This window comes from Corallococcus macrosporus DSM 14697 (assembly GCF_002305895.1).
Lineage (GTDB): Bacteria > Myxococcota > Myxococcia > Myxococcales > Myxococcaceae > Myxococcus > Myxococcus macrosporus.
On the sequence record NZ_CP022203.1, the window covers coordinates 7,022,756 to 7,033,361 of the forward strand.

Sequence of the window (10,606 nt, forward strand, 5' to 3'; positions counted from 1 at the left end):
CGACGTGCGGATTACTTCTTCGGGGACTTCGCCGCCAACAGCGTGTCGACCTTGCCCTCGACGGACGAGAGCAGACGCTCCAGGTCGTCCACCTTCGAACGAAGCTGCTCCAGGTCCGCCGTGGACGGCAGGTTCGCGGCGGACAGGGCCGTGCGCAGCGCGCTGTCCAGGGTGCCCTTCGCCGCCAGGGAGCGCGCCACCAGCGTCTGCACCGCCGCCACGAACTTCTCGTTCGACAGGAGCTGCTGCGCCAGCTTGCCGATGCGCTCCTCGCCCGTCTCCACGAGCTTCTTCATCACCGGATTGTTCTTGAGCATGGAAACGCGCGTCCTCACGAGCAAAGCCCTACCGGGCCGTCTGGAAGTCTTGAAGAAAACGCCGCACTCTGCGAGGGGGCAACGCGACGTGTCAAGCAGGGCAACAACCCGAGGCCAAACGCGTTGACTCCCGTGAACACGATTCCTACGGTTCGCCGCTCTCATTCTATGGCCGGACTACTCGACAAGCGCCTGTGGATCGTCTCCGGCAAGGGCGGAGTCGGCAAAAGCACCGTCGCGGCGGCCCTGGCGCTGCGCTCGGCGCGCGCGGGCAAGCGCACCCTGGTGTGCGAGGTGAACACCCAGGAGCGCGTCAGCCGCTTCCTGGAGCGCCCCGAGGCCGGCCCCGAGGTGGCCCAACTGGAGCCGAACCTCTGGGCCGTCAACGTGCGGCCCCAGGAGGCCATGCGCGAATACGGCCTGATGGTCCTGCGCTTCGAGACCCTCTACAAGACGGTCTTCGAGAACCGGCTGGTGCGCCAGTTCCTCCGCTTCATCCCGTCCCTGCAGGAGCTGGTGCTGCTGGGAAAAATCATGTTCCACCTGCAGGAGAAGCTCCCGGACGGGCGCTGGCGCTTCGACACGGTCATCATGGACGCGCCCGCCACGGGCCACGCCATCTCCTTCCTCAGCGTGCCGCAGGTGCTGATTCAGACGGTGCCGCCGGGGCCCATGGCCCGCGAGGCCCAGAAGATGCGCGACCTGCTGGTGGACCCGGCGGTGACGGCCGCGGTGCTGGTGGCGCTGCCCGAGGAGATGCCGGTGAACGAGGCGCTGGAGCTGCACGCGGCGCTGCGGGACAAGGTGAGCCTGCGCACCCACGCGGCGGTGCTCAACCAGTCCTTCCCGGAGCGCTTCACCGAGGCGGACCTGGAGGCCCTGGGGGGCCACCCGGAGCTGTTCGCCGTGGCCCAGGCGCACCACGACCGCGCGGCGCAGGCGGTGCTCGCCGGGACGAAGCTGGAGCGCAACCTCCACGCGCCCGTGTATCCCGTCCCCCGGCTCTTCACGCCCGAGTTCGGGCGCAAGGCGATTGAACAGGTCATGGAGCACCTCGAACCTCTCGTGACGGGGGCGGCGTGAGCACGACGGCCCTGTCGCCCGCGCTGGCGGGCAAGCGCGTCCTCATCTGCGTGGGCTCCGGCGGCGTGGGAAAGACGACGGCGGCGGCGGCCCTGGCCCTGCGCGCGTCGGTGGATGGCCGCACCAGCCTGGTGTGCACCATCGACCCGGCGCGGCGGCTGGCCAACTCACTGGGCCTCACGGCGCTGGGCAACGCGGAGACGCGCGTGCCCGCCACCGCGCTGGAGCCGCTGGGCATCCACCCGCGCTCGCCGCTGTACGCGATGATGCTGGACATGAAGCAGACGTGGGACGAGCTCATCACCCGCGTCGCCTCGCCCGAGCAGCGCGAGCGCATCCTGTCCAACCGCTTCTACCAGTCCCTCTCCACGGCCCTGGCCGGCAGCCAGGAGTACATCTCCATGGAGAAGCTGTGGGAGCTGCGCCGCAGCAGCACCTACGAGCTCATCGTCCTGGACACCCCGCCCACCGCGCACGCGCTGGACTTCCTGGACGCCCCCAACCGCGTGCTGGACTTCCTGGACAACGACGCGGCGAAGTGGCTCCTCACGCCCGCGCTCAAGGCCGGCAAGCTGGGCATGTCGCTGTTCAACCGCGGCGGCTACGTGATGCGGGGGCTGGCCAGGTTCACCGGCACGGAGATGCTCCAGGAGCTCTCCAACTTCATGCTCGCCATCTCCTCGCTCAACGAGGGCTTCCGCGAGCGGGCCCGGGGCGTGCGCCAGCTGCTGGAGGACCCGAGCACCGGCTTCGTGCTGGTGACGAGCCCCCACCCCGAGCGCATGGACGAGGCCATCCACTTCCACAAGATGCTCAAGCAGCACCGCATGGAGGTGGTGTCGCTGGTGGTCAACCGCGTGCACCCCATGCCCACGGCGTCACTCTGGGAGGACGCGGCCACGCTGACGCCCACCCGCCGCGCCAAGGTGGAGGAGACGCTGCGCGAGCAGCAGGTCATGGCCGAACAGGACCGCGCCGGCATCGCCCAGCTCCAGGCCGCCTGCCCGGGGGTCCCCATCATCCAGGTGCCGCGCTTCGCGATGGATGTGCACGATATCTCCGCCCTGTGGCGTACCGGACGCTACCTGGTGGGCGACGAGTCCCTGGGCTGAACCGGCGGGGCCCGGTGCCTCCGGGTCCACCGCCATGTTTCCTCGTTTCGCACGGTGCTCGTGCGAAGCCGCCGCACTTCTTCAGCCCAGCCGTCCGCCACGAGCAGGCGGCCGGGGAGGCGCGCACGGGACGGGCGCATTAAGCTGGCGTGCCCGGTGACGGGGGTGGGAACCCCACGGTGCCCGGTGCTGTCCGGGAGGGGGAGCCGGTCCAGGAGGAGGATGTGTTGAACGGGAGAGCGCTGAAGCAGAAGCCTGTCAGCCAGTGGTGGTGGGTGGCCGCGCTGGGGCTCGCCGTGTCCGGGTGCCGGACGACGGGCTCCGCCGCGCGGGAGGAGCCGCGGGCGGCGAGCGGCCCCAAGCAGGAGCTCCACTTCGACGCGGTGACGGTGACGGCGGACCTGGAGCTGGACAAGCTCAACGACGAGGAGCTCTTCGCGGGCGGCACCTCGGCGTTCGCCGCGAACGACTTCCAGCAGGCCGCGCGCTACTTCGGCCGGCTCGTGGACTTCTTCCCCGACAGCCGACACCGCCGCGCGGCGCTCTACAACGCGGGCCTCGCCCACCAGCGCCTCAAGGAGTGGGAGGAAGCGGGCCACCGCTTCTCGGAGCTGGCGGACGCGGCCAGGGGCCAGGGCGACGCGCTCGACGCGGCCTTCCGCGTGGCGGAGGTGGACTACCACCTGGAGCGCTACGAGCAGGCCGCGACGTTGCTGGGCACCATCGCCGCGCGAGAGGACCTCCCCCTCAACCGCCGCCTGGAGGCGCAGGTGCAGCAGGGCATCTGCCAGTTGGAGAGCGGCGCGCCCGACACCGCCGAGGTCACGCTGCGCAAGGCGCTCACCACCTATGACGCCCTGGAGGACAAGGGCGAGGTGGATGACTACTTCCCCGCCCAGGCCCACTTCTTCATCGGCGAGCTGTACCGGCTCCACTACGACGGCGTGAAGCTGGACCCGGCGAAGGGCGCGGACAAGCTCGCCCAGGACCTCAACTACAAGGCCGAGCTGCTCCTGTCCGCCCAGGGGCACTACCTGCGCTCCATCCGCGTGGGCAACGGCTACTGGGCCACCGCCGCGGGCTCGCAGATTGGCGCGCTATACGAAAACCTCTACGAGCACATGGTGAACTCGCCGGCGCCCTCGGAGCTGGACGCCAGCGAGGCGGAAATCTACCGGCAGGAGCTGCGCAAGAAGATTCGCGTGCTGCTCACCAAGTCCATCAACATCTACGAGCGCACGCTGGAGACGGCCGAGCGCATCGGCTCGCAGAGCACCTTCGTGGACCGCACCCGTGAGAGCCTGGCCAAGGTGAAGGCCCTGCTGCTGGCGGACGCGGAGGGCGAGCCCGCGTCGGCCGCGCCCGCCTCCACGGGGGACGAGCCGCACACCTGAGCGCGGGGCCCGCCCTCGGCTGGGCAGGCCGGCGCGCCCGGCGTAGCCTGGGGCTTCCATGGAGCCCCTCTTCACGCCCGAGCAACTGGCGGAGATTCACGCCTTCCACCGGCCCATCTACATCCGGGCCGCGGTCGCGCCCTTCGCCAACCTGGCCCTGCTGCTGCTCATCCTGGGTGTGCTCGTCCAGCCGCTCCACCGGCTGTCCGTGGCGATCGCCGCGGGCCTGGAGCGGCGGCTCGGCTTCCTCCGCACCACCCCGGTCAGCCGCGCCTTCTTCCACGCCATGGACCGGCTGTGGGGTGAGCCGGGCTGGGGCGCCGCGGTGCTCTTCGCCCTCTCCACGCACCTGTTCGTGTCGCTCTTGTTCCTGCCGGTGGACGTCTGGTTCAGCTACACGCTGGAGCACCGGCACGGCATGTCCACGCAGACGCCCGCCACCTTCGCCTACGACATGCTCAAGGGGCAACTGATGGCGGCCTTCGCCATCTCCGCGCTCGTCATCGGCATGTTCGGCCTGGCGCGCAAGCTGCGCAACTGGTGGCTGGTGCTGGGGGTGCCCGTGGCCCTGCTGCTCCTCATCTCCGGCGCGCTGGACCCGTACCGCAGCCGCCTCTTCTACAAGCAGAAGCCGCTGCCCGACGGCCCCCTGCGCACCCGCATCGTGGAGCTCATGGACAAGGCCGACATCGCCTTCGCCGATGTCCTGGTGGAGGAGACCTCCGTCGCCTCACGCCGGCTCCAGGCCTACTTCGCCGGGCAGGGGCCCACGCGCACCATCGTCCTCAACGACATCATCCTCAAGGAGCTCTCCGAGGATGAAGTCCTGGCCGCGGTGGCCCATGAAGCGGGCCATGTGCACGAGTCGAAGTGGCCCGCCCGCGCCGCCTCGTCGCTGGCGCTGGTGGCCCTGCTCTTCGCGCTCGACCGGCTCCTGCGCCTGTCCGCGGCGCGCGGCTGGTTCGGCGCCACGCGGTTCGCGGACATCCGAAACCTCCCCCTCATCTCCCTGCTCTTCTTCCTCTTGATGCTGACCGCCAGGCCCGTCTCCGGCGCCTTCTCCCGGGAACGGGAGTACGAGGCCGACCGGTACGCGCTGCGCCTCACCGGCGACGTGGCGTCCTTCCGCCGCATGCTGGTGAAGGCCGCGCGCGTCAACAAGATGGACCCCGCCCCCCCTCGCTGGCTCGTCCTCAAGGGCATGAGCCATCCGCCCATCGGCGAACGGATTGCCTCGCTTCCTCCGTCCTGAAACAGCGGTCGACAGGTGGGCTCCCCCCGCCTCTTCCGGCCACGCCTCTTCCCCGAGCCCACCCGCCGACTGCCACCACCCGGCCGCTCCCCGACGGCCCGGTGGCCCCGCTCCCCCCCGACTCCGGCACTACGCCTGCGAGTTCTCCTTCAGCTTCTCCACGGCCACCAGGGTGATGGCCTTCACCAGCGCACGCGCCCGGCGTCCCCCCGCCGTCTCACCATGCGGGTCCGCCTCCACGGCGTTCGCCAGGTCCGTGAAGCCCTGCCGCTCCCCCTTGCGCAGGTAGAGCTCGCCGCGGTTCGCCAACGCCACCGGGTTGTCCGGCTCGCGCTCCAGCGCGGCGCTGTACTCGGAGATGGCTTCGTCCAGCCTGCCCAGCTTCTGGTACACCGTGCCCAGCGCCGCGCGCGCCGCCGCGTCCTTCGGGTTCCCCTCCACCAGGCCCTCGAAGAGGATGCGCGCCTCCTCCAGGCGCCCCGCCGCCGCCAGGTCACACCCCACCTGGGCAATGGCCTTCGCCTCCTCGAACGTCATCCCCTCCACTTCCGCCCACGTCGCCTCCCCCCGGGCGAACGCCTTCAAGCCCTGCACCACGCCGCGCTCCATCCGCATGGCCACCGCTCCTTCGTGTTTGATGATGCGTCCCATGACGGCTCAGGCGCTCCGCAGGTTGGAGATGGCCGTCTTCGCCATCTCGTGGAACTTCGAGGACATGTTGCTCATCAGGTCGAACATCGCCTTGCGCTTCTCCACCAGCCGCTGAAGGCGCAGCTCCAGCTCCTGCATGCTGCTCTCCAGCTTCGCGCCCGTCTTCCGGTCCGACTCGCCGGTGCCCAGCGTGGCCCGCTGGTCGCGCACGTTCGCCATCTGCTCCATCACGTCGAGAATCTCCTCGTCCGTGTCGCTGGAGATGGACATGAGGATGGCTTGAATCTTGTCCTCGATGCTCATGTTGGGGTTGTCGACGATGCTCCGCACGTTCGACGAGCCGCCGCCCGCCGGCCGGCTTCCCCCGGAGCCGTTCGACGACGAAGCCCCCGACGACGCCTGCGCCGCGTCCGCCTGGCGCAGCGCGGCCGTGACGTCCGGACGGCCCACGATGCCATCCCGCGTCCCCACTCCCGCGGCCATCTCCAGCCGGTCGAAGTAGGCGGGGTGGTCCTTGAAGAACTGCGCGGCGCGCTTCAGCGTCGAGGAGGCCGCCGGGCTGTTCAGGATGGCGTCGAAGTTGTCGCGCGTGAGCACGTTGTCCTTCATCCCCACGGCGGAGTCGAAGGTGTCCCAGTTCGCGCTCAGCACGCGCAGCGCCTCGTGGTACTCGGCGAAGTCCGGGTCCAGCGGGCTCGAAGCGGGGGTCGGCGAGCCGCCCTGCACCGGCGCGGAGCCACTGTTGCCGGACGTGCCACCGCTTCCGGACGTGCCACCGCTCCCGGACGTGCCACCGCTCCCGGACGTGCCACCACTGCCGGGCGTGCAGCCCGGCGGCGGCGTGCCACCACCTCCAGGCCGCGTGGGCCGGCCATACCGCGCGAACTCCGCGTCCACCGACTTGAGCTCGCGCTGGAGGTCCTTCACCGAGAAGGTGTCGAGGTTGTACATCACCGAGAGGAGGGCGTTCCCCGCGAGCGGCCCCGTCCGGTCCAGCCGCTCGAAGAGCGCCGTGTTCTCCACCATGAAGCGGGCCGCGTCCCGAAGCTGGGGTGACAGGCTGGCGTCCGTGGAGATGCGCTGCAAATCCTTCTTCGACAGCGAGCCGCTCTTCTTTCCATCCAGCAGGTCCAGTTGCTGGAAGTTCGCCTCCAGCACCCTCAGCGCATCCGCGTAGTCGAGCATCTTCGGGTCCAGCGGACTGCTGCCCGGGCTCAGGATGGGCGACGAGGCCGCCGAGGGCGCGTAGCCGTTGTCGCGCTTCGAGCTGGCCGACGAGGACGCGTGGTACTCCGTCTTCGCGGGCGGATTCTTCGACAACTCCTGCGCCACGCCGACGGCGCCGCTGGCGGCCAGCATGACGTTGCCAGTCGCCACGCCTGCCGCGGCCTTGATGGAGTTGGTGATGAGCGGCGGCAATCCCAGCGCGTTGCCCGCGAAGTCCACCGCGGTGGACATGGGGCCGGCCAGCAAGTTGGCCGCACCTTTGAGGAAGTCGAGCATGTGCCCTCTCGCGCGACGGGGTTGGTGTGGACGCCGCGCAGTCGTCCTTCGGACGGGGCCGCCGGAGTGCAGCGGTGGTGCCGCCGGTGGGCAAGAGGCGTCCCCAGCGAAATCCGGCGGTTAGCCAGCAACGGGGCCAGCGCGCGTCCCCATGCGTGGACGGAGCGGTCCGCGACGAAGGATTGCGGTTAAGTTCCGCCGCATGCGCACCATGGGCCTGGACCTGGGCACCAAGACGATTGGAGTCGCCGTTTCGGACGGCCTGGGCCTCACGGCCCAGGGCGTCACCACCGTTCGCCGGACGTCGCTCAAGGCGGACCTCGCGGCGCTGGCCGCCGTGGTGGCCGGGCACGAGGTGACGCACGTCGTCCTGGGCCTGCCGCTCAACATGGATGGCAGCGAGGGCCCGCGCGCGGAGGCGTCCCGGAAGTTCGCGGACACGCTCGCCCAGTCACTGGGCGTGACGGTGGAGCTCTGGGACGAGCGGCTGTCGACCGTGGCCGCCACGCGGACCCTGCTCGAAGCGGACGTCAGCCGCGCCCGCCGCCGCGAGGTCATTGACCAGGTGGCGGCGCAGTTCATCCTCCAAGGCTGGCTGGATGCCCGCCGGCCCTCGGACACCGACTACCACCCCGACGACTACGAGCCGGACGACTTCGAGCCCAGCCGCTGAGAGCCTATGGCTGGCGCCGGTACACGTGCATCGGCGCGGTGAAGCCCTCCAGCTCCTGGTAGGCCACGCCGTCCAGCACCAGGGAGCGCCCCTCCAGCTTCACGCCGGCGTCCTTGGCCAGCGTGCCGCCGTCGAAGCGGACCAGCACCTCCGGGCGGGCCTCCCGCAGGCGCTGGCGGAAGGTGTCCCAGCGCACGCGCGCCAGCCGCTCCTCCGGAAGACCGGAGAAGAAGGCGAGCTGCAGGTCCAGGTAGTTCGGGTCGATGTCGAGCGCCGCGGCGCCGCCCTTGGCGGCGACCTCCGTCTTCAGGAACCTCGCCACCTGCATCAACGCCACGGGGTTCGTGGAGGTCGGGCTGATGGGCCGCAGCGTGGTCTGGAGGGGCCCGTCGGCACGGAACGTATAGACGCCCATCGCCACCGGCGCCGCCACGGCGACCAACGCCGTCACGCCCGCCAGGGCCTTGCGCAGCCCGGGCCCTCCGCGCGTCCCCACCAGCCCGGCGAAGCCAAAGGCCACGAAGACGGGGACCAGCGCGACCTGCGTCACCGTGAAGCGGCCCAGCGGAACGAAGGTCAACAACACCGCCGCGCGGAAGGTGAAGTAGGCGGCGGGAATCACCGCCGCGGCCACCAGCCACCGCGTGTCCGGACGCGAGCGCCACGCGCGGACCATGCCCGCCATGCCCAGGAGCGCCACCAGGGGAGACAGCGTGAGCAGGGCGATGCCGGGCCAGAACGTGAGTTGCTGCAGCCGCCAGAGCACCGTCGGCCCCGAGCCCATGGACGACTTCACCCAGTTCCGGTGGAAGTCCTCCACCGCCATCACCGGGAAGAACGGGTTGCCGTGCATCAGCTCGTTGCCCTGCATCCACAGCAGGGGGAACGGCAGGCACGCCAGCCCGAAGCCCACGGCCCGGGTGAGGGAGACCACCTTGTCCTCGCTGCTGAAGCACAGCGCCAGCGTGAGCAGCGGCATGTACATCCACGCGTCGTAACGGAGCGCGCAGGCCAGGTTGAGCATCAGCGCCGCCTGGAACAGGGGCAGGAAGCGGTTCTCGTCCACCCCTTCCGCGTAGAAGGCGAAGGTGGCCAGCATGAAGAAGAGGGACACCGCCTCGCTGCACGCCGTGGTGGAGAACTGCATGTGCATGCCCCACGCGGCGAAGGACAGCCCGGCCACCACGCCCGCGCGCCATCCGAAGAGCCGCCGCGTCAACGCGAACAACGGCACCACCGACAACACGCCGAAGAGCAGGCTCACCACGCGGCCCGCGACCTCCCGGTCGAACACCGACAGCGCCGCGCCCACCAGGTACATGTGCAGTGGACCGAACTGGTAGGCCCCGTCCCCGTAGGCGGTGATGAGGTGCGGCGCCCGGAACCAGCGCTCCGCCAGCTCCGTACGCACCACCGCGTCACCGAAGAGGTTCTCGTTGACGAAGAACACGCCCAGCCGGGGCACCAACGCCGCCACCAGCAACAGCCCTACCAGCAGCCGGGTGCCCGGCTCGTGCAGAGGGGCAGGCACCGCGGACAGGCCAGGTGCGGAGGGGGGCGAAACGGAGAAGGGGGCGGGGGCGGTGGCCATGACGCGCGGCAGGATACGCAGGCACGGCCCAAAGCCAAGCCAACGCCCACCGTTCCCCTGCTCGGAGAGCACGGCCGACTTCACGGGGCGCGAACCTGCTCCTCACCCGCCCTCCAGGGGGCGTCAACCCCCGCCCGGCTCCCAGGCGCCATGGGACCTCCTGATTCCAGCGTCACCCGGGCCCGGCGGACCACCTCCAGACGCCGGCCCCCCCGCGGCCCCAGCTCGGCGCGCGACGAGTAGACGACCTCCAGCCGCTCCGGGAACGGGCGGCGCAGGTCGAACCACAGCTCGCCTTCGGCCCTGGGCGCCGACCGCCCCTCCCGGTCCCTGGCACGAAGGAAGAAGCGCACCCGGCCGCGGCCTCCTTCCTGCGCCACCAACTCATAGGCGACGACGGCCAGCCCTTCTGGCCCCAGGGCGCGCGCCACGGCCCAGCGGGCCCCTGGCCCCACGGGCTCCTCGGGAAACTGGGGGGTGATGAGCCAGTCCGAGGTCAGCGCCGCCTGGACCAGCGAGCGCAACGCGGAGGAAGCGTCCGGTCCCAACCGTATCCACGCCTGGAGGGGCGTCCCCCGGTCGGAGAGCAGCACCTCGCCCGCCCGTCCACTCATCGCGCCCAGCTCTTCCGCCAGCCGCCACGCCGGCTCCATCCCCTCCTCGTCCACGGCGTGAACCTCGGGGCGCCCCACCCGCAGGTGGTAACGCGCCCGCCCCCGCCCCTCCTCGGCCTGCCACTCCACGCGCAGCGGCACCAGGACCTCAGGCCCATACTCCGTCCGCAGCTCGCGGCCCGCCCCCACGCCCGACGCCGTCTCGACCTCCGACGCCACCGACGCCACCATGCCCTGCCCCCACCCGGGCCGCTGCGCCAGCCGCAGCACGCGGCGCGGTGCCGCCCCCGCATCGAGCAGCGCCGTGGCCACCACGTCTCCCTCCGCGTGAGGGGCCTGGTCAGGGCCCCATGCGCCAAGAAGACAGGTCACGACGAGCAGGACGGACATCCAGGAGGCTCCATGGCAGGACGAGC

General features: G+C 70.7%; 10 protein-coding genes. 5 read left to right on the forward strand and 5 right to left on the reverse strand.

Annotated elements, in window-relative coordinates; translation table 11 throughout:
- Nucleotides 1-11: 11 nt before the first annotated feature.
- On the reverse strand, nt 12-317 hold the full coding sequence (locus tag MYMAC_RS28245) for a hypothetical protein (RefSeq protein ID WP_013938484.1): 306 nt from the start codon (nt 315-317) through the stop codon (nt 12-14).
- Nucleotides 318-485: 168 nt separating this feature from the next.
- Between MYMAC_RS28245 and MYMAC_RS28250 the strand changes: the two genes are divergently transcribed.
- The 4 genes from MYMAC_RS28250 (at nt 486) to MYMAC_RS28265 (ending at nt 5,158) form a co-directional block, all read left to right on the forward strand.
- Nucleotides 486-1,400, forward strand: coding sequence for an ArsA family ATPase (locus MYMAC_RS28250; protein ID WP_095960332.1), 915 nt, complete (start codon nt 486-488; stop codon nt 1,398-1,400).
- Nucleotides 1,397-2,512, forward strand: coding sequence for an ArsA family ATPase (locus tag MYMAC_RS28255; RefSeq protein ID WP_095960333.1), 1,116 nt, complete (start codon nt 1,397-1,399; stop codon nt 2,510-2,512). Before MYMAC_RS28250 ends, MYMAC_RS28255 begins: the two co-directional genes overlap by 4 nt.
- 227 nt (nt 2,513-2,739) lie before the next feature.
- Nucleotides 2,740-3,906 (forward strand): tetratricopeptide repeat protein, encoded by a 1,167-nt coding sequence (locus tag MYMAC_RS28260; protein ID WP_095961716.1) that lies wholly within the window; start codon nt 2,740-2,742, stop codon nt 3,904-3,906.
- Nucleotides 3,907-3,964: 58 nt separating this feature from the next.
- Nucleotides 3,965-5,158 carry a M48 family metalloprotease gene (locus MYMAC_RS28265; RefSeq protein ID WP_095960334.1) on the forward strand — a complete coding sequence of 398 codons (1,194 nt, stop codon included), beginning with the start codon at nt 3,965-3,967 and terminating at the stop codon, nt 5,156-5,158.
- Nucleotides 5,159-5,287: 129 nt separating this feature from the next.
- On the opposite strand, the gene MYMAC_RS28270 is transcribed toward MYMAC_RS28265, so the two are convergent.
- Both MYMAC_RS28270 and MYMAC_RS28275 read right to left on the reverse strand, forming a co-directional pair.
- Nucleotides 5,288-5,809 carry a tetratricopeptide repeat protein gene (locus tag MYMAC_RS28270; protein WP_013938479.1) on the reverse strand — a complete coding sequence of 174 codons (522 nt, stop codon included), beginning with the start codon at nt 5,807-5,809 and terminating at the stop codon, nt 5,288-5,290.
- Nucleotides 5,810-5,815: 6 nt separating this feature from the next.
- On the reverse strand, nt 5,816-7,312 hold the full coding sequence (locus MYMAC_RS28275) for a hypothetical protein (protein ID WP_095960335.1): 1,497 nt from the start codon (nt 7,310-7,312) through the stop codon (nt 5,816-5,818).
- A gap of 202 nt (nt 7,313-7,514) precedes the next feature.
- Here MYMAC_RS28275 and ruvX point away from each other — a divergent pair, with 202 nt between their 5' ends.
- Entirely contained in the window at nt 7,515-7,985 is a 471-nt protein-coding gene (gene ruvX, locus MYMAC_RS28280; RefSeq protein WP_095960336.1) for a Holliday junction resolvase RuvX, read from the forward strand.
- Nucleotides 7,986-7,989: 4 nt separating this feature from the next.
- Here ruvX and MYMAC_RS28285 read toward each other — a convergent pair whose 3' ends face one another.
- Nucleotides 7,990-9,660: an ArnT family glycosyltransferase gene (locus MYMAC_RS28285; RefSeq protein ID WP_013938476.1), complete on the reverse strand. Its 1,671-nt coding sequence runs from the start codon at nt 9,658-9,660 to the stop codon at nt 7,990-7,992.
- Complete coding sequence (locus MYMAC_RS28290) at nt 9,657-10,580, reverse strand: hypothetical protein (RefSeq protein WP_095960337.1); 924 nt, start codon at nt 10,578-10,580, stop codon at nt 9,657-9,659. Before MYMAC_RS28290 ends, MYMAC_RS28285 begins: the two co-directional genes overlap by 4 nt.
- Nucleotides 10,581-10,606 lie beyond the last annotated feature (26 nt).

Coding starts and splice junctions, on each gene's coding strand:
- ruvX (WP_095960336.1), top strand. CDS start 7,515: ATGCGCACCATGGGCCTGGACCTGGGCACCAAGACGATTGGAGTCGCC.
- MYMAC_RS28275 (WP_095960335.1), bottom strand. CDS start 7,312: ATGCTCGACTTCCTCAAAGGTGCGGCCAACTTGCTGGCCGGCCCCATG.
- MYMAC_RS28245 (WP_013938484.1), bottom strand. CDS start 317: ATGCTCAAGAACAATCCGGTGATGAAGAAGCTCGTGGAGACGGGCGAG.
- MYMAC_RS28265 (WP_095960334.1), top strand. CDS start 3,965: ATGGAGCCCCTCTTCACGCCCGAGCAACTGGCGGAGATTCACGCCTTC.
- MYMAC_RS28250 (WP_095960332.1), top strand. CDS start 486: ATGGCCGGACTACTCGACAAGCGCCTGTGGATCGTCTCCGGCAAGGGC.
- MYMAC_RS28290 (WP_095960337.1), bottom strand. CDS start 10,580: ATGTCCGTCCTGCTCGTCGTGACCTGTCTTCTTGGCGCATGGGGCCCT.
- MYMAC_RS28270 (WP_013938479.1), bottom strand. CDS start 5,809: ATGGGACGCATCATCAAACACGAAGGAGCGGTGGCCATGCGGATGGAG.